The sequence below is a fragment of the Akkermansiaceae bacterium genome (genome assembly GCA_024233115.1).
Classification (GTDB): Bacteria; Verrucomicrobiota; Verrucomicrobiia; order Verrucomicrobiales; family Akkermansiaceae; genus Oceaniferula.
The window spans coordinates 47,465-69,197 of sequence record JACKQB010000002.1; the positions used below are offsets into that span (position 1 = coordinate 47,465).

Below are 21,733 nucleotides of genomic sequence, written 5' to 3' on the forward strand. Positions count from 1 at the left end.
TCCCCGTTCTAACATGCGATCAATCACCCTTGATGAAGTGCTGCATCACGCGAATGTCAGCAGGGCATGGGAAAAAGTCAGGAACAACCGAGGCGCGGCTGGCGAGGACTCTGTCAGTATAGCCGAACTGGAATCATGCTTTAGTTCAATTTGGCCGGGAGTTGAAACATCCATCCGCCAGCGGAGGTATCAGGTTGCCCCGCTCCGCCCAGTCAGTATTCCCAAGCCATCCGGTGGCCGCAGAAAGCTGCTGATCCCATCGGTGATCGATCGAATTGTCCAGCAATCCCTCGCCTCGACTTTCGGCAGGCGCTGGGAGCACCGGTTTCTGGACAATTCCTATGCCTACCGCCCGGGCCGTGGCGCGCATGGGGCTATACAACAAGTGCTGCTTGATGCTGGCCGCTTATCCTCGCCTTTCGGGCTGAGAATCGATATACAGGATTTTTTTGACACTGTCTCTCGTGCTCAGATTGAGCGCATCATCGGCGAAACTGGATGTGATGAGGATGTAGCGAACCTGGTGCATGGCGTGCTCGGGGCTCCATCAGCATCTCTGACAGGCCCCGTTGCCAGGATTGCTGGTATACCGCAGGGTAGCCCGCTTTCTCCCGTCATCTCCAATGCCATCCTGCATCACTTTGATACGGTGATCACCCGCCAGAACATCGTGTTGATGCGCTACGCCGACGACATGCTCATGATACTCCCCAGCGAGCAATCAGCCCACGAGGCACACAAGAGCGCAGTTTCTGCACTCACCGATTTGGAGCTCCGCCTGAATGAAAAGAAAACCCGCATCGCTCCGCTAAACCAGATTTCATTTCTGGGATTTGGCTTCGAGAGAAATGGCTTAGGCCAATGGCATAGCCAGCTGCCACTGGAGACCTGTGATGCCTGCCGCGCTCATTTACGCCGTATGGAAGACTCCGCCAAATCTCCTGCCGAAATGGCACGTTTTCTAAACCAGTGGGCATCCTATTTTCTTCCTTCACCTGAAGACCGCTTCAGACACGGGTCCTTCCTTACAGAAATAGAAACCCTCTTTCATCTCCCCCAATCCTCCACCTCAAGCCACTCATCCAGACAGAAACCCCCACAAGCTAGGCCGCCGGAATCATTCTCTTATGATGGATCATCATCGCACTCTCAAGAATACAAGAAGGGCTGGTGGGCAGCTCGCTTCATTCTCCGTCGCACCCGCATGGGCCTCACATTCAAGCGCAAGGGCCTGTTACCCATCCCATCCGGTCTCCGCATCAATGTGGCTGGACATCACTTTCACATCCGTTTCTAACCATGGTGATCGCAGCACACACCCCCTCCACCAGAGTCAGCCTGCAGCGGCGCACCATCTGCGTGCAGAATCCCGAGGGCGAAACTTGCCGTGTCCCCATCGAGGAAGTGGAACGTGTCATTCTTGGCTCACGGGTTTCGGTAACATCCGCATGCCTTGCCAGATTGTTAGGAACAGGTATCCCGGTCGCAATCATCTCCACTGGCGGTAGATACCTCGGCTCCTTTGAACCAGCTACCCCACCCCGCGGACTGGCTAAACGCCTTCAGATGGCCAGCTCCGCTGACCTTGGAACCCGGCTCTCCATTGCTACTTCCCTGCTCGATTCCAAGTTCTATAATATGCGGCGTGCATTGGCACGTCTGAACCAGCGAAGACGGCAGTTCGATCCCCAAGTGCTCACCCAGTTCAAACACCTAGCCAGAGATCTCACGCGAGCCGAGAGCATTGAAAGCCTCAGGGGGCTGGAAGGTGCCGCCACGGCGCGCTACTATCAACAATGGGCTACCTTCCTCCCGCCTGAATTTTCCTTCGTCCGCCGCTCCCGTAGGCCTCCGCTCAATGCTGTCAATGCAGTCATTTCCTACACCTCTTCCCTGGTGTATGGAGAAATACTCTCCGCCTGTCAGGCGAGGGGATTGGAAACGGCATTCGCCTACCTTCATGAAACCACTGACGATCGCCACTCGCTACCGCTTGACCTCATGGAGCCATACAGACCATGCCTCATCGAACCTCTCGCCCTGCGGATGTTCTCGCTGGGTATTCTCAATGAGCGTCATTTCCAGCCCCACGGCCAGGGTATCTACCTTGCCCCCCTAGGTCGTCAGCTACTGCTTGAACAGTATGAAGACAGACTGACACGCCCTTTTTTAAACCCGGCCACAGAGTGCAGAACCACCTTCCGTCAGCTCCTTCGGCAATGCCCTCTGGATCTTAAAATAGCTCTGGCCAACCCCGCTTGCTACAGCCCGTTTAAGATGCCGTGACCAGCATCACGCCACAAACACGGGAACGATCCACAGATGCATGGTGGGATGAGTTCTTTCCTGCCAAGCCCTATAAAAAACCACCCGGTTACCCTCTCATGCTCCGCCTCATCATCTATGACATCAGCTGCCCGAAACGTCTCCGCAGTATCGCCAGAGTCTGTGAAGACTACGGCCTCCGGGTGCAAAAAAGCGTCTTTGAATGCTGGCTTGAAAATGAGCGCTTTGATCGCCTGTGGCAGGAACTGCTTGACCAGATGCACCTTCAGGAGGACTCCATCTGCGCCTACTCACTGGATGCATCCGCCGCATCCGCCCGCAGGGGAGCGGGCAATTTGACTAACCTCACGGAAAAACGCAGCCAGCTCATTGTATGAAAAATTTTAGGGGCTGACCTACCTCCGGAACCCTGAAAAGGGCTGCAATATGCCAATAGCCATAAGAAGCTCTTTCTATGTGTGTTATACACTTTCGTGTGCGTAAAACATCAAACATGAAACCAATCCGTTACCACCAATTTCCGAGGTCTGCCAAACATACACTCTTGCCATCTGAGTATAAGCAGGTTAAGACTGGTGCAGTCCCGAAGGGGGCTTTTGCCGAAAGGCATTGATGACAACACTGTAGGTCAATTCAGTAGTATTCATAATTTTTTAGTCCCGAAGGGGGCTTTTGCCGAAAGGCATTGATGACCGGCGAATACCAACAGGCGTATCACAGGAGCCACCACAAGTCCCGAAGGGGGCTTTTGCCGAAAGGCATTGATGACATGGATTCATCGACTGATCCTTTGATCAAGTTTCCGTAACGGGTCCCGAAGGGGGCTTTTGCCGAAAGGCATTGATGACTTGCGGCCGAATCTCTTCAATTGAGTTCCGTGGTCGTAGTCCCGAAGGGGGCTTTTGCCGAAAGGCATTGATGACCGAGGATGAATAGGCCGAATACAAGTAATAATGGTTTTAGGTCCCGAAGGGGGCTTTTGCCGAAAGGCATTGATGACTTGTCTTCTTTTGAGATATTGTAGGTAGTATTCATAATTGTCCCGAAGGGGGCTTTTGCCGAAAGGCATTGATGACTAGGACATGGAGGAAAGAAAAAGGAGTTGTCCACCAGTCCCGAAGGGGGCTTTTGCCGAAAGGCATTGATGACATAATTGACATTTTTTTTCTTACCCTGTCAGTATCATCAAGTCCCGAAGGAGGCTTTTGCCGAAAGGCATTGATGACGCGGCTCCCACTCCTCAACGCAGGGGAGCTTCAGCCAATTGGTCCCGAGAGGGGCTTTTGCCTAAATTGACATTGACGACAACCCGTCTTCATTAGCCTCCAAATTAGATATCCATCAAATCCATCAAATACAACAAACACTTCAATTCATGAAATTTATCGCCTTGCAATCAATGCAACTCAATTACGTCCGGGTAAGCCTCGGATACCGTGAATGGCCTGACGGGACGTTCAGAGAAATGTATGACTACATGAACATGAAGCTCAAACCGGGAGAGAACTTTATTCTTCCCCGGTCCATTGGTTGCGGCACGATCCGTGGCAAGCTTTCTCGTCCAAGCAACTGTAGCCATGCTGCGCTTGAATGGAAATCCGACCATGAATTTACATTTGATCCGGATTCTTTGGAGAATGAATCTTTTCCATTTGAACTCGAGGGGCTTTTCCGACTAGAAATCTCTAAGTAAGCGGCCGTCCAAACCTGAGTGATTAGCTCGGTCACAATACCTGGCACCCCAATGATAGCAAAATAGCACATGCTCTTGGGAAACCCCTTCCTCGTCAAGCGGACAGCTCTAAAGTAGAAATTTGTTGCAGTATCAAAACAGTCCGGTGAGGAGCATTGGCAAAATGGCATTCATGACGTCCGTTGGACGTCTCAATGATGGCGGTTATTTGTCATCTGTGTGTATGGTATGAATTCCTGCTTGAAACCCGATCACCCAGCCCAACAAAACCATGTTTATTGACTGCCTCCAATGCCACCTCGCCGTATGCGCCCAGAAGGACTTGCCAAATTATGGAACGCGTGACCGCGATTTTTGGAACCTCATTTCTATCCGCGAACCCACACGCCCACAGATTGACAAGAATGGATTCCTTCAGGTCCACACAAGCCTCTTTCATGATGTGGCGGGGCTTGAGCAACTCGATCCGACCATCCGTTTCATCCTGCCCAGTGCCGGGCATATTAGGGAGATCTACAACTTCGTGGACTCGGTCAGCGGAGAGCCGCTCCTGATCCATTGCTGGGAAGGGCGATCTCGCAGCACAGCCATTGCACTGGCGCTGATTGTGCGCGGCATGCACATGGATGGCTTCACCACGGATGAAATCATCAGCGAAGCCCCGGAACTGCTCCTTGCCATCCGCAGAATTGCCGTCCCCAATCACCTCGTTCTGACCCTGGCACTGGAACATTTTCTTGAGAAAGAAACAGCGGACAGTTACGTTACGCAGTTACTACATCACCCCGTGCTATTCTCAAACCGATACCCCGGAGCCTCTCCTGCGGACTAAGGCAGCAAGACACAACAACCACTAGTGATCGTATATCCCGACATCACCATCACGAGTATAATTAAAATAGCTGGCTGGTGCAGTTTTACGCTCGTAGTCAGTAGGGGCCGTCCTACAACCCTCGTTGCCCTCAGGAACACCCGCCGGGGGACCGGTCTTCCCCGTTGTGGCGCAGCATCCAGCTCCGCTTTTCCTTCACCACCCCGCCACACATGCCCCGCAACCCCAGCACTTCAAAAATCGACTGGTGGGACGAGGCCTTCCGTCCCGTCGATCCACCTCAAACACCCCTGCTCCGATCCACCATGCTCTACCTCATCGCCTACGACATCTCCTCACCCAGGAGACTCCAGAAAGTAGCCAAGACCTGTGAGGACTTCGGTGCCCGGGTGCAGTATTCACTCTTCGAGTGCAGGCTCAATCCGGACCACTTCCAGGAACTGTGGAGCCGCTTGAACGATCTCATCGATCCCGAGGAAGACCGCATCGTGTCCTACCGGCTGGACACCGACAACGCCGCAAAAACCCTCACCGCGGGAACCATGCATGTCACCACCCCCGTTGTCTGCTACCTCGTGTGAGCTTGCACGGCACCGCACCTCATCGTGACACACCCCCCCCCAGGTCACGAGCCCCATCCCCCCAAAAACACCGACCTCGTGACCTGGACGTCAATCCACTCATTGTCAACAACTTACAAGAAATACCACCCTCCCCCACACCTCCCGAATGCACCGACTAACAGAAAACACCACCCTCAAGATGGCCCGCATTTTGGCCTTTCATTTCCAACACCTTACACCTACCCTCTCCCAAGCAGACCAAACCCCGAAAGGCAGTGGAGACGTTATTTTCATTGTACCTAATTATATCTGAGTTCCTACAAACGGTTCATGACTCGGGTGTTTTCCGGGGCGTGTTGCTTGCCCACCGTTGACGCCTAACCGCTGCGATACAACCACCCGCCCGCCCAGCACCCGAGCCATGGCTCCCTCCACACTCAGTTTTCAAACAATTCATACAGAATCGGGGTGCAAAAAGGGCTTTTTGTGGCAAAAACCCACCATTTCAAGCGGCCATCCAAAACCACGTATATCGCTCTGTTTGTGGTTGTTACGCACCACCCAAGGGCATACTCTAGTGAGGATTCGAATCCCTGTCGGTCCGCCATGACCCCCGCTCAGTCTTTCTGAGTGGGGGTCATGGCGTTTCAGGGGGGATGCCCCGGCCCGCAGTCTTGTGTTCACTCCAGCGGTAAAAGCAACTGGGCCACGGGGGCAAAGCTTTTCCGGTGGATCGGGCATGGCCCGTGTTTGCGGAGGGCCTCGAGGTGGAGTTTGGTGCCGTAGCCTTTGTGGCGCTCAAAGCCGTATTCGGGGTATTTCCCGGCATACTCCAGCATCAGCCGGTCACGTGATACCTTGGCGATGATACTGGCGGCCGCAATCGAGAGGCTTTTACTGTCGCCTTTCACAATGCCTTGGGAGGCAATGGGGAAGCCGGGAACCTGCAAGCCGTCGATCAGGCAGAAGTCGGGCAGCGGACGCAGCGCCTGGGCGGCACGTGCCATCGCGGCATGGGTTGACTTGAGGATGTTGATGGAATCGATCTCCCCGACGTCACCGTAGGAGAGAGCCCAGGAAATATCATCACATCCGGTGATCTCATCATAGAGTTGCTCGCGTTTTTTTTCGGACAACTTCTTGGAGTCATCCAGCAGCTCGTGGGTGAACTCCTCGGGCAGGATGACAGCGGCCGCGGCAACGGGACCGGCCAGCGGGCCACGGCCTGCCTCGTCGATTCCTGCGACCCGATGGAATCCATCGTTCAGCTTTTCCTGTTCATAAAACAAACCGGGCACGCCGAAACGTGCCCGGTTTGGAAAACATTTACCAGAATTATTGTTGCGGCTGGTCTACTGCCAGCCGACAGGTTGCACACCGCGTGGCACCCCCATGGGTTGGGCACCCATACACATCGTGACGTAGGTATTGCCGTTAGGTGCCGACTTGACACCAATGCCAGTGAGATCCCACGCCTGAAGCATGTGCCTGCTGTGTTCCGCACTGCGTTTCCATGCTGCAACGGCGACTGCTGCGGGGTCAGCGGAGCCAGCGGGCACGGCATAGGTCATTTCACTGAGGTTCTCGATGCTGTATTTGAGATAGGCATACTGGGCGCGGTTCTGTGAACCGAGATGGTTTGCATCGCGGGAGGATGAACTCATTTGGTTGCTGTGATTTTGAGCTAATAGGTTTAGACCACTATGGCCGCGCATGGCACGTTTGCCCGCCCGGACCCGCTCATTGTTTACCAGACTGAACAGACGCTCTGCGATGGCACGTTCCCGGGAGGATACAGATGCGGGTGCTGAGGGTGATGCTGGTGGAGTGCCAAGCTTCGAGGCGCACGAGGAGAGAACGAGTGCCACCCCTCCGCACATCACGATGTGTTTGATCGACTTCATGTTTTTGTCTTTAAGTAATTTTTATTAAGATGTCGAGAATATATTGAATTTGCAATATTTCATAGAGCCATACAAGCTATTCAATAGATTGCTTTAAAAATATCCAGCTCCTGGCCTTGGTCAAAACTAACCGGCATACAAACGTTTTTCGCTGACGATAATTTCAAGCACTTGTTCTTGGCAAAGCTCAAGTGACTACGTAGCTTGGTTTCATGCGAAAGAAAGTTATCCTTCCCCTGGCCCTGAATGCTGTCTCCCTGGCTGTCCTTGTCTCCCTGGCATCCTGCGGTTCAAAGTCCGATGATCTCCCGCTCTCAGGAGAGACCGCGGCATTGGGTGGCGTCGATGCAGCCAACACTCTTCTGAATGAAGCCAAGGGTTATGAGGGCGCCGGCAAAACCAGTAAAGCGATTTCAGCTTACGGGGATGTTGCCAAACGTTACCCCTATTCCAGTGCGGCTCCCGAAGCCCGATACGCTGAAGGGCGCTTGCTTGACCAGGAAGGTGACCTGTTCAAGGCCTTTGAAGCCTACCAGGATCTGATTGCGCGTTACCCGAACAGCAAACATTACGCGCCAGCGATCAAACGACAAGAAGCCGTTGCCCACGCGGCTGCCAATGGCATTATCAAAAACAATTTCCTGGGCATGAAAACCCGGATCAGTCCGGAGAAAACAGAGAAAATGCTGGGCCATGTGCGTGACAACGCACCACGCGCATTGAGTGCGCCCAAAGCACAGTTAGCCATTGGACGCATCTGGCAGAAAGCGGGCAATGCCGATAAATCGATTGCCGCCTACCAACGAATCGGGGTCGATTACCCGGATAGCAGCGCAGCGCCAGAGGCACTCTACCAGACAGGTGAAATCCTGATCCTCAAGGCCGAGCGAGGTAACCAGAACAAAGCCAATGTCAATCGCGCGCGGGACATTTTCCAGGACTTGATCAGACGCTACCCGAGTCACGGTCGTGCGGCAGACGCCCGCAAACGTCTGGCTCTACTAGGTGGCCAGGACATCCAGAGGAGCTTCGACACGGGAGAGTTCTATCGGAAAAAAGGACAGACCCAGTCAGCGATTTTCTATTACCGTGAAGTAATGCGCAAGGCCAGGAGCGGCACGCTTTACAATCAAGCCAAGCAACGTATCAGTGAACTGGGCGGTCAGTAAACCGCTTGATCAGCCCCTTATCCAGACCCTATCATGTCCAGAATCATCTTCATCATCCCCCTGCTGCTGGCATCTTGCGTTGGCTATCAGTTAGGCGGCTCCAAACCCGCCCACCTGTCGCATGTCAAAAGCATCCATGTGCCGCTGTTTAAAAACGATACCCAGCTCATCCGGGCGGACTCTTATGCCACCAACAGTGCTGTTGACGCCCTGACGCGCGACGGCACCTACAAGATCGCTTCGTCGGCAACAGCTGATGCCGTGTTAGAGGGGCGGGTCACCACACTCAAGTACCGTCAGGTCAGCTCATCCCGGACAGACACACTGCGCTCCGAGGAGCTGAGTCTGGAGATCACCATCGAGTGGGTGCTTCGTGATGCCAATGACCCGTCGCGCATTCTGGAAAAAGGAAGGTCTCATGGCAGCACCCGCTTCTTTGCCGGCGGGAACCTTCACATCGCCCGCAGCAACGCGCTGCCCGACGCCCTTCGCCGCGCCTGTGAGTCGATGACCACCCGCATTGCCGATGGATTTTAATGACGGCATCCCGTGTGCATCAGCCACGGCTCCAGCCTCCTGACACCGGACAGCTATTGTGTTTTCCTTCGTCCCAACGCCTATCGGCAATCGGTCTGACATTACGCTTCGAGCCCTCGAAGCTCTTCGTGAGGCCGATATCATTGCCTGTGAGGACACCCGACACTCCCGTCCTTTGCTGAAGCATTACGAGATCGAAAAACCCCTGGTATCGCTACACGACCACAACGAGGCACACCGACTTCCCGAGTTGATTGCCAAGGTCCTGGAGGGGCAGAATGTGGCTGTCATCTCCGATGCGGGTATGCCGTTGATCTCCGATCCCGGGTATCGCCTGGTGCAAGCCTGTATCGAGCAGAATGTGCCCTACACGGTGCTTCCGGGGCCGTCTGCGGTGCTTACCGCCGTTGCAGGCTCAGGGTTCCCCTGCCATGCCTTTGCGTTTGAGGGTTTCCTTCCCGTCAAAAAGGGGAAGCGCCGCAAGACTCTCGAAACCGCGATTGAAACCGGCAAAACAGCTGTCTTTTTCGAATCCCCTCACAGAATTCTATCGACCCTTGAAATACTAACAGACATCAACCCCGACCTGCCTGTTTGTGTCGCACGGGAGTTGAGCAAGAAATTCGAGACCTATCATCGCGATAGTTCCTCCGCTCTCTGGGAGTATTTTAAACAGCATCCAGCCAAGGGGGAGATTGTCCTGCTCTTGGACCCGAGTGGTCCATCATCATAGCAGAATGTAAAAAACCGGCACCGGCATTGGTGTAAAGGCTTGGCTCAACCGGTCGGGGTCAACGGCCATGGTCGGGCCACAACAGAACTACTGGAAGCCTGCATTCATTGTGATCTGTTAGCTGTAAAGTCTGGAACTCTTGATATTAATCTTTAAAAAAATGGGACATTCCGGCCTTGTGGTTACTGGAGTTAGGGCGGGTCTAACGACATTTATTTGCAGGAGGCAGTCGTTCATGGGAGTCTATGGCAAGCTTCCCCAAGGCTGTTCCACGTTTCCATACACTCCCCATCCCTCCTCCCCATATTCCCTTCCCCATGAATACACCTACCAACGCACCTCAGATGGCCGGCCCTAAAAGCAGATGGTTTTTTCTGATGAATCTTGTCATTGCCATCGTCATCCTGAGTGCCGTCGTCTTACTCAAAGACAGTGCGTCACACTACCAGCCACGTTCGGCATTTGACAGTGCCTACATTGCCGCCACTGAAAGGGAGACCGATACAGAGGTGCTTCAGCACGGCATCGTTCACACCGAGGCTGCCCGCGCACACGCTTACAGGTCGATCCTCAAGCAAAGCCATGGCACGTTCATCGTTGGTTTGCTGGTTGCCGTTGCGTTTGTCGCGAACTCCATTTTCATCTACCGTATTACCCAGAATCAACATGTGGGTAGTGGCACTACCGCCTAGAACGAGCTCAACCGATTCTCACTAAAACGCCGGGGCGCATGATGCGTGCCGGCGTTTTTCATGTGACGGAAAGGTGTTAGCGCTCGAGCAGCACCTCATCACCGAGAACAACGAGATCGATGCTGCCATCAAGGGTTTTGTCCAGGAATGGGGTGTTCTGACTCTTCGATTGCATGAAGTCGGCGGTGAAGGTCGTCTGCCCCATCGGGTCGAACAGGATGAACTCGGCCTTGCCTCCTTCCACGATGGGGACGGGCTCGAGTCCCATCATCCGGCGTGGTTGGGCGGAGTACCGGTTGACCAGCAGTCCCCAGCCAAACTCACCCTGCTTGATGTAGTGGTGAAACAGGGAGACAACCGCCGTTTCCAGCCCCGTGATTCCGTTGGGAGCCGTGACAAAGTCCTGTGCTTTTTCAAAGGGGGTATGCGGCGCGTGGTCGGTGGCGATGATATCGAAGACCCCCTCCTTCAGTCCTTCTAACAATGCGACGTTATCCTCCGCGGTGCGAAGGGGAGGATTCATTTTGTAGTGGGTATCGTAGTTACCGATATCCTCCTCGTTGAAGAGCAGGTGGTGTGGTGAGACTTCAGCCGTGACCTTGGCGCCCATGCTTTTCCACCAGCGGATTGTTTCCATACCGATCTTGCTGGATACGTGCTGGATGTGGAGTCGGGCGCCCGTGGCGTGAGCCAGCCGGATGTCGCGATCCATGCAGATTTCCTCACTGCAGGCGGGAGTCCCTTGGATGCCGAGTCGATAACTCACGGCACCTTCGTTCAGTGCGCGCGGGCCGGACAGCCCGAGCACTTCGCAGTGGCTGGCAAAAAAACAGTCGAACTCGGATGCGTATTCCATGGCGCGTTTCAGCAGCAGCATATCCGGCACCGCATCACCATCATCGGTGAGCATTTTCACCCCGAGCTGAAGCATTCCATCGATCCCGGCAAGCTCCTTGCCCTCGCGTCCCTTGGTAATACAGCCCGAGGTATAAACCGGGATGCGGGAATCGCGTTCGGCAATGTCATAGATGGTGCGCACCATGGCCGCGGAATCTATTGCGGGCGATGTGTTAGGCATCAGCACGACACCGGTCACACCGCCATTGATCGCCGCCTCGGTGCCAGACCGGATGGTTTCCTTTGCCTCCTGGCCAGGTTCGCGCATGTGGATGTGGGTATCAAACATGGCGGGGGCCAGCACCTTGCCGTCGGCGTCAATCACACGGGCATTTTCCGGGGCACCTATCCCCTGCCCGATTTGGGTGATGACACCATCTACGACCAGCACGTCGGCTGCTGTCAGATCGTCGTTTTCCTCGCAGGCGATGTTGGCGTTTTTGATCAGTAGGGAAGGCATTTTTTTAGACAGAATTTGAACTTGGTGTTTGGAGTTTAAAACTTGGAGTTTATTGCTTGTTCGGCTTCAGCCAATAAAGCACGGCCATGCGGGTGGCGATGCCGTTTTCGACCTGCTGGTCGATCAGGCAGCGGTTATACTCCATCACTTCGTCGCAGAGCTCGACTCCCCGGTTCACTGGTCCCGGGTGCATGATGTAGGTGCCCTCGTCCCGGATGCGTTTGAAGCGTTCCTGGGTCACTCCGTAAAGTTTGGTGTATTCGCGCAGGCTTGGGAAGAACGGCGCACTTTGGCGCTCCATCTGGATGCGCAGCAGGTAAATGGTGTCGGGTGCCCATTGCATCGCTTGATCATAGTTCGTGAAGCGTTTGATGTCCTGCGGGCCGTGTTTGGGGACGAGTGACCCTGGTCCCAACCAGGCGACTTCGACACCGAGTTTACGCATCAGTGTAGAAGTCGAGCGGGCCACCCGACTGTGCAGAATATCGCCAACGATGAGGATTTTTTTTCCTGTGGGATCAGGGAATACCTCTTTGAATGTGAACCCGTCCAGCAGTGCCTGGGTGGGATGCGCATGGGCACCGTCCCCGGCGTTGATCACGCTGGCCCGGGTTGCCCGGGCGATGGCCAGGGGGATACCGGCCATTTGGTTCCGCACGATGATGTAATCGGTCCGCATCGCTTGAAGGGTGGCAATGGTGTCGCGGACAGATTCACCTTTGACCACGGAGGAGTGCGGTACGTCGAAGGTCGTGACGTCGGCGGAGAGGCGTTTGGCCGCCACCTCGAACGACGACAGAGTCCGGGTGCTGGGCTCGTAGAAAAGAGTAAGGACGGATTTTCCTTTGAGAGCCGGAACCTTTTTGACCGACCGGGTAAATAATTCCTTGAAGGGGCCGGCTTGATCGAGCAAGTGCTCGATTTCCTCCCGGCTGAGTGATTCAATATCTAATAGGTCCTTGCGCGTCATGGGCTGTCTGCTCGAACTGCTCGAGGTAATACACGGTTCCGAACACAAGCACAAGCAATGATATGATCGCCATTATTGCCGCGTGATGCCGGGACCGGGGTTTTTTCCAGAAAATGAAAAGGGTAAAGAGCAGCGATAGGGCGGCGCATGTGATGGCGGGAAGGTAGAGTGCCCCGATGGCCAGCCCCGCACCGCTAAGGCAGAGAATATACGCCAGGCCGAGAAGAAGCGGATTCACTGCCTGGTTTTTGATATGCTGGACCGGTGGCCTTACCGCAAAAGCATTACGCCTACGCATCTCTTCAAGATCGTTGCCCGTATGCTTGTGGTCAGGGATTTCCGTCATCAATCGTCATTTTCAGTCACTTCCACCTGATCGAGCCCGTCGGTTCGCTTCAGCTTCACGTCCACGTAGTCCAGCCGCTTTGTTTCCAGCTTGATTCCCACGTAGTCGGGGGCAAACGGCAGTTCCCGGTGACCACGATCAATCAAGACCGCCAGTTCGATCTTGGCGGGCCGACCGTAATCCATCAACGCATCGATCGCAGCCCGGACGGTGCGGCCGGTGAACAGCACGTCATCGACAAGGATGACACGGGCACCATCGACCGCGAACGGAAGCTCGCTGCCCTGAAGCTTCGGGTTCGAGTTCAGGTGCGCCAGGTCATCCCGGTACAGTGAAATGTCGAGAATCCCCATCGGCACCTTGATTCCGGCCTCGGCTAGTTGGCTGAGAATCCTTTCGGCCACCTCGTCACCCCGACTGCGCACCCCGACGAGGGCAAAATCCCCCTTGGGGTTGCCCATACGGATCATCCCGGTGAGTTTCTCAACTCCCTCGGAGATATCAGCTTCTGTCAGCGTGCGGGGCATGCTTTTTCAGGGACGTTCCGCCAGTTGAATAATGCGATGTGCAGCCATAGCGGCATTCATCGGCGCCTTGCTGTGAAGGCCGACGGTTGTGGCGGGAACACCGCCGGGAAGCTGGCTGATGGAAAGCAGGGCATCGATACCGTTGAGCGGGCCTCCCGGAACCGGCACACCGATCACTGGAAGCGATGTCTTCATCACCACCACGCCGGGAAGGGCCGCGGCAAGGCCGGCAATGGCCAGGATCACGGCTTTTTCACCGGTTTCCTCCAGTTTGGCCAAGTAATCAATCAGCTCACTCAAATTACGGTGGGCGGAGAGCACGGTTTCCTCGTACGGCACTTCGTTTTCCTTCAAATACGTCCGGGCAGGCTCCATGAAGGGAACATCATTGGCACTGCCATAAATCATAATTACTTTCATTGCGCCCCCTGCCTAGCGATTGCCCTGACTATTGGCAAGAACTTTGAAATCACAAACGGGTTAAAACTTGCTCGTCCTCCCCTCCACATGCACCGTTTGGACGATTTTCCGGATTCAACTTTTCGGTTTGCAAGGGAGGTTGAAATTGACTAGCTTGTCCGGCCCATGAGCACCCCACACCACCTACTGATCCGGGGCGTCATGCCTCTCTTGCTCTTGATACCCATGATCTTCGGGTCCTTTGTGTCGCCACTTCCGGCACAATCGGACCCTCGTGCCCTCGACCCGTCGGATGTTTTTTTCCAAGCATGGCTTGAGATTCAAAGGGCTGAAAAACTCGAAAAGGAAGGCAAGTTCAGCGAAGCCTGGCAGAAATACCGCCAAGCAGCCAAGTATTACGACGTGCTCAGTCGCTTCCACAAAAACTGGAAGCCTCATCTGGTCGAAGGCAGGGTGGAAAGCACCAAGGAAGCGATCACTCTCATTGAACCCAAAGCGGCGGCCGAACTGGCGGGTAAAAACGCCAAGACACGCGACCTGGTGGAAGGTGGGCCAGAGCCCAAACCTGACGTTGCCGCGAACAAGCCGGCAGGTAGCGGCCAGCAACGCATTCCCAGCAAACCGGTCAGACCAACAGCGCCAACGGTGCCCGCACTTCCCCCTGCCACCCGGGTTTCGGCCGCCGATGCCAAGCTGCTGCGCCAGCTCCAGCAGATGGAGAGCGAAAACAAATCACTACGCGCCGAACTTCAGAAAAGCCAAGCCATGAAGCAGGGCAGCACGGCCGAGCAACAGCGACTCATCGACCTCATTGCCACGAAGGATCGCGAGATTAACACCCTGCGCGATATCCTTGCCCGGGCACCACTCCAGCAGGATATGGACCGTCTCACCCGTGAGAAACGCACCCGTGAGCGGGAGCTCGATATCACGGCGCGCGCATTAAAGGAATCAGAGCGAAAAAGGCAGGCAGCCGAAAAAATCGCTCTCCAGCGCAAGGATGAACTCGACCTGGCCCAAAAAGAACACGCCAGGATCGAAGCCCAGATGCAGGCGGTCAAAAAAGGGGACAACAAGGCGATCGAAGCCCTCCGGAGAGACCTCAAGAACGTGACCGCCTTACTCGAGAAAACCCGACAGGAGCTTGGTCAAGCCAATGCCCGTGTCGCGCAGATGCAACGCCGACTGGATGAATCCCAGACCACCATCAAGGAACTCACCGAGGAGCGGGACGCCCTGAGGGTCGAGCGCGATGCCTTGGCGAACATCCTCAAACAAAGTGACTCCAAGGGCGTGCAGAAACTGATCACCGAGAACATGCGCCTCGGACGCGAACTCAAACAGGCCTTGGACAGGCTCAAGTTTCTCGAGTCCAATCACAACGCCACCAAGGACGAGCTGGTCGAGGCCCGCAGCGATCTGGCGATCGCCAAAACCCGCATCATGCGTTACCAGCAGGAACAGGCCAACCACGGCATGATGATCAAATCCCTGGAAAGCCAGCTGCGTGACGCCAAGGCGGCACTGGCCGAGGCTCAAACCCACCCGGACCAAAGTGGGAACCAGGAGGAGATCGAAATACTTCGCGGCACCGTAAAACGGCTGATCGCCGCCCAGGAACGCCGACGCATGGGTGAGAAAATACTTTGGGACGCATATCAAAAATCAAAATCGACCATCACCGGCATGGCAGAAGCATTCAAAGACATCCGCAACGCCAATGTCGAGTTGACCGACCAGGAAAAGGAACTTGTCGCCATGCGCCGTCCCGACGGCGAATTTAGAAACCCGGAGCGTGTCCCCCTCGCCCATGCGCGAGCCTACGGGGATGCCTTGGAAACAGAGATCCAGACCTATACCCCGCTGATGAAACGCGCCTTTGAAAAAGGCCGGTATGAAGCGGCGCGCCAAATCCTGTTGGATATGGACGAGCGTTTTCCAGGTCATTTCCCGACTCTTTGCAACCGGGGGGTCGTGGAGCTGAAAACTGAAAACTACCCGGACGCCGTCGATATTTTCAACGAGGCGATCACCATGCGCGAGAATAGCAGCTACGCACACTACATGTTAGGCATTGCCCAGTATAAAAACAACAATCTCGACGGAGCCCGCAATGCGTTTGAGCGCGCACTCGACATCAAACCCGGCAACGCCCGCGCCCACCTCTATCTCGGAAATCTGGCAGGTGCGGGAAAACGCTACCAGCAGGCTGAAGAACACTTCCTCAATGCCATCAAGCTGGACCCCACAAGTGCGGATGCCTATTACAACCTGTCCGTCCTGCACCTTCAGCAGAAGCGCAAAAAAGATGCCCTGGAATTTTACCGCAAGGCACTTGACCATGGTGCCGCACCCGATCCCGAGCACGAGCAGAAGCTCAGCAGCTAGAACCTTCTAACATCGTGTAAACCGTGACTTGTTAGTATGGGGCACGCCCACCCTGTGACCGGAAGGGGCAGCCGCGCGCCGTGATTCGCTTTCCACTTCAATTTCAATACTTCGCTACTTCTCCATGTTCAGACACACCCGATTACTCGTCTCCCTATTCATCACCCTGTCCTGCCCCGCAGTTGTGGCATCCCATCCGATCAAAATGGCTGCCTTCCCTGCCTTGTCGCCCGATGGCACCAGGATCTTGTTCTCATGGCACGGTGACATCTGGACGGCGGCGGCATCAGGAGGCAAGGCCGAACGGCTCACAACCCATCCCGCGTGGGACTCTTCCCCCGTTTACACACCCGATGGCAAGTCGATCTGTTTTATGAGCACCCGCGATGGAGGAAACCAGGTGTTCATGATGTCGAGTAGCGGTGGCCGCGCCCGCCAGCTCACCTTCCACAGTGAAGGCTCGGCCCTGGAAGACATTGCCCCTGACGGAAAATCCATCCTCGTCCGTGGACTCAGGGATTTCCCGGGCCTGAGGCCGTTCCGACTCTTTCAGGTCAGTCTCGATGGCAAATCACCCGAGAAGCTGGCCTTCCCTGCTTATGCCGAATACGGTAGGTTCTCTCCTGACGGCAAGTCCATCATCTTCACGCGCGAAGGTGTGGAGATTTATCGCAAAGGATACCATGGTACGATGGCAAGCCAGGTCTGGATCAACGAGGGTGAATCATTCACCCAACCGGTCGCCAGTGAGAACGGTTGCCGGAGCCCGGTCTTCCACCCTGACGGCTCAGGTTTTTTCTACACCAAGGGAAGCCCTAACGGTTTCAACCTGTGGTTCCATGACAAGGATGGCAACGACAGGCAGGTCACGCATTTTGAAGACGACAGTGTCCTTCAGCCAGCCATTGCCCGACAAGGAGGGGCCATCATTTTCCGTCATCTGTTTGACCTCTATGTCCTGCCGCTCACCAAGGCGGAAAACGATGCCGGGCAACCTCAGAAACTCGACTTGTGGCATGACGAGGACCTGGCCGACCAGGCGACCCAGGAACGGGTTATCAGGTTGACCAATGATGCATCCTTTTCACCGAGCGGCCTGGAAATCGTCTTCATCGCCGAGGGCGATATCTGGGCAATGGATACCATTCTGCGAAAACCCCATCGCCTGACTTTTACAAGCGGACACGAGAAGGATGTCTGGTTTTCCCACGATGGGAAATCCATCTTCCACCTGTACGACGACGGCATCGACACGGAGATTCGCAGGCTTGAAAAATCAAACCCCAACCAATACTGGTGGGAAGCTGAAGACTGTGGACACAGCGTCATTGTCAACGCCTCGGAACGTCCTGAAAGCATCTATCCGGGACCTAAGGGAAGGAAAATCGCCTACACCACTTATCCCGGAAACCTCTGGGTCAGCAACCCCGACGGGACCGAGCCGACCCGACTGCTGGAGTCGTGGAGTTCTCCCAGCGTGCGCTGGTCACCCGACGGGAAGTGGCTTGCCTACACCAGTGAGGATGACGACTTTAACCCGGACGTCTCCATCATCCCATCCGATGGCAGCTCTGCCCCCGTCAATATCAGTTGCCACCCGGACCGCGACTTTTCGCCCGTGTGGTCGCCCGATGGCCGCCGACTCGCATTCGTAGGCAGGCACCACAAGGAGGAATATGACATCTTCTTTCTGGACCTCTATAAATCCGACCGCGCCAAGGACAGGCACGGGGAAACCCGGGAGCGGGCCCGCAAAGCGATGGAAAAGGATCCGGCCTACAAAGGAAACGCAAAGAAGAGCGTCAAAAAGGTCATAAGGACTCTAACGGGCGGCCAGCAGGAGCAGGAATATGAGCAAGAGACCTTTGACCTGGAAAACGTGCATCAGAGGCTTCAGAAAATCACCGTCAAGGGGGTCACGCCCACCAGACTCATCTGGAACAATGACTCCAAACGCATCCTGTTCCAAGCGAGAGGCGGAAAAACCACCTATGCGGTGGAGGCGAAGCCGGATGCCAAACCCGTCAAGTTTGCAGACGCCTACGGCACCCCGATCAGGATGACCGACAAAGGCCAGCTCTTCTGGATTTCCGAAGGTGTCCCCGCTGTTCTCGCCGGAGGGAAAAACACCAAGTATACCTTTTCGGTCTACGCCCACCGCAATCTTGAGGCATGGAAACGCATGATTTTCCGCACCGCATGGAAAACCATGCGTGATACCTTCTACGACCCGTCGATGAATAACCGTGACTGGAACAGCATCCGCGAAAAATACGAGGATATCGCCGCCGGGGAAACCAACTCCAAGGATTTTGACCGCGTCACCCGGATGATGCTCGGTGAGCTCAATGCCTCGCACACCGGCTTCCTCTCAACCGTGTGGCCCAAACCTTGGTCTCCGGGTAGAAAATGGCAAGAGTCGACCGTCCACCTGGGCTTGCGTTTCGATGAAGGTTTCCAAGGCAAAGGATGGAAAGTGAAAGATGTATTCCCACGAGGCCCGGCGGACCAGCTTGCTTCCCAAATTGAAATCGGCGAGATCATCACCAGGGTTGACGGTGTGGAGATTGCACAACATGCCCCGCTCACCCGGCACCTCAACCGGCGTGCAGGTGAGCCGGTGCAATTGACGGTCACTAACTCGGAAGGCGAGGAACGTGATGTCAAGATCCTGCCCATCAGTTACACCGCCGCCCGCAGGCTGGAACAAAATGCACGCCTTGACCAGGCGGCCCAGGCTGTCGACAAGGCCTCGGGGGGCAAGCTCGGCTACATTCACGTGGCCAAGATGATGTGGGACGAGTTTGAAAAGTTTGAACATCACCTCTATGAACAAGGAGCGGGAAAAGAAGGACTGGTTATCGACGTGCGCGACAATGGTGGTGGTTTTACCAGCGACCACTTGTTAACGGCCCTCTGCCAGCCACGGCATGCCTTTACCGTCCCCCGCAATGGAGGGGCGGGATATCCGCAGGACCGTATTGTCTATGCAACGTGGCACAAACCCATCATCGTGCTCTGTAACCAAAACAGCTTCTCCAATGCTGAGATTTTTGTCCATGCCATCCGCAATCTCAAACGTGGTAAAGTGGTCGGGGTCGCTACCGCTGGTGGGGTCATCTCCACGGGTAGCACCAAGCTGCTCAATATCGCCCACATGCGCCTTCCCTTCCGGGGATGGTTCAGTGCCATCGATGGAAAAGACCTCGAACTCAATGGCGCCAAACCCGACGTGAGCTTGTGGAACAAGCCAGGCGAACTCAGTCGCGGCAAGGATGTGCAACTTGAAAAAGCCGTGCAAATCCTGCTCAATGAAAGCAGCAAGGCAAGAGGCTATCCCAAGGCCCGCTACCGAAACGCCCGCTAAGTCCAGATTAGGATTCACTTCTCCACATTCACACACCACTATCCCGCATGCTCAGCACTGAAGAACAGGCCCGCTATGCACGCCACTTCTCTCTCTCCCAGGTCGGGATGGAGGGGCAGGAAAAGCTGAAAGATGCGTCGGTTCTCTGCATCGGTGCGGGTGGCCTTGGCTCACCGTCAACACTTTACCTGGCTGCCGCCGGGGTCGGCAGGATAGGCATTGTCGATTCCGATGTGGTCGAACTCTCCAATCTGCAACGCCAGATCCTCCACGGGCAATCAAGCCTGGGTATCAGCAAGCTCGAGAGCGGTGCCGCCCGGCTTCAGGATGTCAATCCACATGTGCAGGTGGAAAAACACGCCTGTCATTTCACCTCTGGAAATGCCATGGAGATAGCAGCCCAATACGATATCATCATCGATGGCACCGACAACTTCCCGACGCGCTACCTCAGCAACGATGTCGCCTTTTTCCTGAAAAAACCCAACATCTACGCCTCTATTTTCCAATTCGAAGGCCAGCTCAGCGTTTTTGCCCCGCATCTGGGGGGGCCGTGTTACCGCTGTATGCTCCCCCAGCCTCCCGACCCCGGCAGTGTGCCCAGCTGTGCCGAGGCGGGTGTGTTAGGCGTGCTCCCCGGCATTATGGGCAGCCTGCAGGCGATGGAGGCGATCAAGTTGTTGTTAGGTGCCGGAGAGCCACCACTGGGGCGCCTGATTCACTACGATGCGCTGCACACCAGCTTCCGTGAGTTTAAACTGCGACGTGACCCCGAGTGTCCACTCTGCGGGGACCAGCCGACCGTGACCGGACTCATCGACTACCAGGGCTTTTGCGGTATCCCCGAGCCCCCTTCCCTGCTGGATACACCGGGTGAAATTAGTGTCGAGTCGTTGAAAGCCAAACTCAGTGGAAGTTTCGACGGAGTGCTCATCGATGTCCGTGAACCGTGGGAACACAGCGTGGTCAGCATCGAGGCCGCCCGCCTCGTTCCCATGGCCCGGATCCCCTCTGTGGTGCCGGAACTCAAGGAAATGGGAACCAACAAGGAACTTCTCATCCTGTGCAAGTCCGGTGGCCGCAGTCTCCGCGTCATGCAATACCTGGAGCAGGAAGGGTTTACCAACGTCCGCAATGTTACCGGAGGCATGGATGCCTGGACCAGGATATGCTAAACCTGGAGTGCGGACGGCTTGCCTCCGCTTTCTCTGAACCGGCTTGCCGATTTTATCCCGGCCAGCAGCTCTATCACCAACCCATCAAGACCCACACGATGAAACCCCACCGCCCGAAGCAAGATGCACCAGACCGCAAAGCGGAGGCAAGCCGTCCGCACTCCAAAAACCAAGTGACAAACCTCGAAGGAAAACTGATTGTTATTGAAGGCATTGACGGCACGGGGAAATCGACCCAGGCCACGATGCTGGCCGAAGTCCTGCGCCAGGAGGGGCACGAGGTGGTGCAGAGTTTCGAGCCGACCAATGGCCCGTGGGGACGCAAACTCCGCGAAAGCGCTACGACGGGTAGACTTACCATCGAAGACGAGCTGGAGTATTTTCTCAAGGACCGGCGGCAACACGTCGAGGAATTGATCCGTCCGACCGTTGAACGTGGTGGCATCGTCATCCTCGACCGCTATTATTTCTCCAGCATGGCCTACCAAGGTGCCCGTGGAATCGACCCCGCAGAGATTCGTGGGCAGAACGAGGCCTTTGCCCCCAAGCCGGATATCCTGATCATCCTCGACCTCCCCGTCGATATCGCGCTCGAGCGCATCGGGGGCCGGGATGGAGAAGCCAATGAGTTTGAAAAACGGGAGTCACTGCAGTTTTGCCGCGACCTCTTCCTCGGCCTCAAGGGTGAGCCGTTCGCCCATGTCATCAATACGGAGGCGCCCATTGAGGAAATCCACCGGGATGTTGTCAGGATTGTCAGGGAAGCTTGCTGAC

General features: G+C 55.5%; 21 protein-coding genes and 1 CRISPR repeat array. Of the genes, 14 read left to right on the forward strand and 7 right to left on the reverse strand.

Annotation, left to right across the window (positions count from 1 at the left end; translation table 11 throughout):
* Positions 1 to 13 precede the first annotated feature (13 nt).
* From H7A51_04370 to cas2 (H7A51_04395), 6 genes are all read left to right on the forward strand, one after another.
* Positions 14 to 1,297 (forward strand): hypothetical protein, encoded by a 1,284-nt coding sequence (locus tag H7A51_04370; protein ID MCP5535454.1) that lies wholly within the window; start codon positions 14 to 16, stop codon positions 1,295 to 1,297.
* 2 nt (positions 1,298 to 1,299) lie between these two features.
* Positions 1,300 to 2,286, forward strand: a complete 987-nt coding sequence (cas1, locus tag H7A51_04375) for a CRISPR-associated endonuclease Cas1 (protein MCP5535455.1) — start codon at positions 1,300 to 1,302, stop codon at positions 2,284 to 2,286.
* A gap of 98 nt (positions 2,287 to 2,384) precedes the next feature.
* Positions 2,385 to 2,663 carry a CRISPR-associated endonuclease Cas2 gene (gene cas2 / locus H7A51_04380; GenBank protein MCP5535456.1) on the forward strand — a complete coding sequence of 93 codons (279 nt, stop codon included), beginning with the start codon at positions 2,385 to 2,387 and terminating at the stop codon, positions 2,661 to 2,663.
* Between the two features lie 203 nt (positions 2,664 to 2,866).
* Positions 2,867 to 3,590: direct repeats of the CRISPR family, unit length 37 nt; unit sequence GTCCCGAAGGGGGCTTTTGCCGAAAGGCATTGATGAC.
* A 71-nt stretch (positions 3,591 to 3,661) separates the two neighbouring features.
* A complete protein-coding gene (locus H7A51_04385) occupies positions 3,662 to 3,979 on the forward strand; it encodes a hypothetical protein (protein MCP5535457.1) in 318 nt (105 codons plus the stop codon).
* A 271-nt stretch (positions 3,980 to 4,250) separates the two neighbouring features.
* Positions 4,251 to 4,811 (forward strand): hypothetical protein, encoded by a 561-nt coding sequence (locus tag H7A51_04390; GenBank protein MCP5535458.1) that lies wholly within the window; start codon positions 4,251 to 4,253, stop codon positions 4,809 to 4,811.
* A 305-nt stretch (positions 4,812 to 5,116) separates the two neighbouring features.
* Positions 5,117 to 5,392, forward strand: a complete 276-nt coding sequence (cas2, locus tag H7A51_04395) for a CRISPR-associated endonuclease Cas2 (GenBank protein ID MCP5535459.1) — start codon at positions 5,117 to 5,119, stop codon at positions 5,390 to 5,392.
* Positions 5,393 to 6,054: 662 nt separating this feature from the next.
* Here the strand turns inward: cas2 (H7A51_04395) and H7A51_04400 are convergent.
* Complete coding sequence (locus tag H7A51_04400) at positions 6,055 to 6,663, reverse strand: ribonuclease HII (GenBank protein ID MCP5535460.1); 609 nt, start codon at positions 6,661 to 6,663, stop codon at positions 6,055 to 6,057.
* 63 nt (positions 6,664 to 6,726) lie between these two features.
* Positions 6,727 to 7,278, reverse strand: a complete 552-nt coding sequence (locus H7A51_04405) for a hypothetical protein (GenBank protein ID MCP5535461.1) — start codon at positions 7,276 to 7,278, stop codon at positions 6,727 to 6,729.
* 212 nt (positions 7,279 to 7,490) lie between these two features.
* On the opposite strand from H7A51_04405, the gene H7A51_04410 reads away from it, so the two are divergent.
* The 4 genes from H7A51_04410 (at position 7,491) to H7A51_04425 (ending at position 10,409) form a co-directional block, all read left to right on the forward strand.
* Complete coding sequence (locus tag H7A51_04410; protein MCP5535462.1) at positions 7,491 to 8,447, forward strand: tetratricopeptide repeat protein; 957 nt, start codon at positions 7,491 to 7,493, stop codon at positions 8,445 to 8,447.
* A 33-nt stretch (positions 8,448 to 8,480) separates the two neighbouring features.
* On the forward strand, positions 8,481 to 8,984 hold the full coding sequence (locus H7A51_04415; protein MCP5535463.1) for an LptE family protein: 504 nt from the start codon (positions 8,481 to 8,483) through the stop codon (positions 8,982 to 8,984).
* 58 nt (positions 8,985 to 9,042) lie between these two features.
* Positions 9,043 to 9,717, forward strand: coding sequence for a 16S rRNA (cytidine(1402)-2'-O)-methyltransferase (rsmI, locus tag H7A51_04420; GenBank protein MCP5535464.1), 675 nt, complete (start codon positions 9,043 to 9,045; stop codon positions 9,715 to 9,717).
* Between the two features lie 317 nt (positions 9,718 to 10,034).
* The gene (locus tag H7A51_04425) at positions 10,035 to 10,409 is read left to right on the forward strand and encodes a hypothetical protein (protein ID MCP5535465.1); all 375 of its coding nucleotides are present in this window, start codon (positions 10,035 to 10,037) and stop codon (positions 10,407 to 10,409) included.
* A gap of 76 nt (positions 10,410 to 10,485) precedes the next feature.
* On the opposite strand, the gene H7A51_04430 is transcribed toward H7A51_04425, so the two are convergent.
* The 5 genes from H7A51_04430 to H7A51_04450 are packed head-to-tail and all read right to left on the reverse strand — an operon-like array spanning position 10,486 to position 14,029.
* Positions 10,486 to 11,766: a dihydroorotase gene (locus H7A51_04430; protein MCP5535466.1), complete on the reverse strand. Its 1,281-nt coding sequence runs from the start codon at positions 11,764 to 11,766 to the stop codon at positions 10,486 to 10,488.
* A gap of 49 nt (positions 11,767 to 11,815) precedes the next feature.
* Positions 11,816 to 12,736 carry an aspartate carbamoyltransferase catalytic subunit gene (locus tag H7A51_04435; protein MCP5535467.1) on the reverse strand — a complete coding sequence of 307 codons (921 nt, stop codon included), beginning with the start codon at positions 12,734 to 12,736 and terminating at the stop codon, positions 11,816 to 11,818.
* Positions 12,708 to 13,082 carry a hypothetical protein gene (locus H7A51_04440; protein MCP5535468.1) on the reverse strand — a complete coding sequence of 125 codons (375 nt, stop codon included), beginning with the start codon at positions 13,080 to 13,082 and terminating at the stop codon, positions 12,708 to 12,710. Before H7A51_04440 ends, H7A51_04435 begins: the two co-directional genes overlap by 29 nt.
* Positions 13,082 to 13,609, reverse strand: coding sequence for a bifunctional pyr operon transcriptional regulator/uracil phosphoribosyltransferase PyrR (pyrR, locus tag H7A51_04445; protein MCP5535469.1), 528 nt, complete (start codon positions 13,607 to 13,609; stop codon positions 13,082 to 13,084). The genes H7A51_04440 and pyrR overlap by 1 nt, the downstream gene beginning before the upstream one ends.
* Positions 13,610 to 13,615: 6 nt before the next feature.
* Entirely contained in the window at positions 13,616 to 14,029 is a 414-nt protein-coding gene (locus H7A51_04450) for an AIR carboxylase family protein (GenBank protein ID MCP5535470.1), read from the reverse strand.
* A gap of 165 nt (positions 14,030 to 14,194) precedes the next feature.
* Between H7A51_04450 and H7A51_04455 the strand changes: the two genes are divergently transcribed.
* From H7A51_04455 to H7A51_04470, 4 genes are all read left to right on the forward strand, one after another.
* A complete protein-coding gene (locus H7A51_04455; GenBank protein MCP5535471.1) occupies positions 14,195 to 16,417 on the forward strand; it encodes a tetratricopeptide repeat protein in 2,223 nt (740 codons plus the stop codon).
* Between the two features lie 124 nt (positions 16,418 to 16,541).
* Positions 16,542 to 19,784 carry a PD40 domain-containing protein gene (locus H7A51_04460; protein MCP5535472.1) on the forward strand — a complete coding sequence of 1,081 codons (3,243 nt, stop codon included), beginning with the start codon at positions 16,542 to 16,544 and terminating at the stop codon, positions 19,782 to 19,784.
* Positions 19,785 to 19,831: 47 nt separating this feature from the next.
* Positions 19,832 to 20,959: a molybdopterin-synthase adenylyltransferase MoeB gene (gene moeB / locus H7A51_04465; protein ID MCP5535473.1), complete on the forward strand. Its 1,128-nt coding sequence runs from the start codon at positions 19,832 to 19,834 to the stop codon at positions 20,957 to 20,959.
* A gap of 98 nt (positions 20,960 to 21,057) precedes the next feature.
* Positions 21,058 to 21,732, forward strand: a complete 675-nt coding sequence (locus H7A51_04470) for a dTMP kinase (GenBank protein MCP5535474.1) — start codon at positions 21,058 to 21,060, stop codon at positions 21,730 to 21,732.
* The last annotated feature ends 1 nt before the right edge of the window (position 21,733 follow it).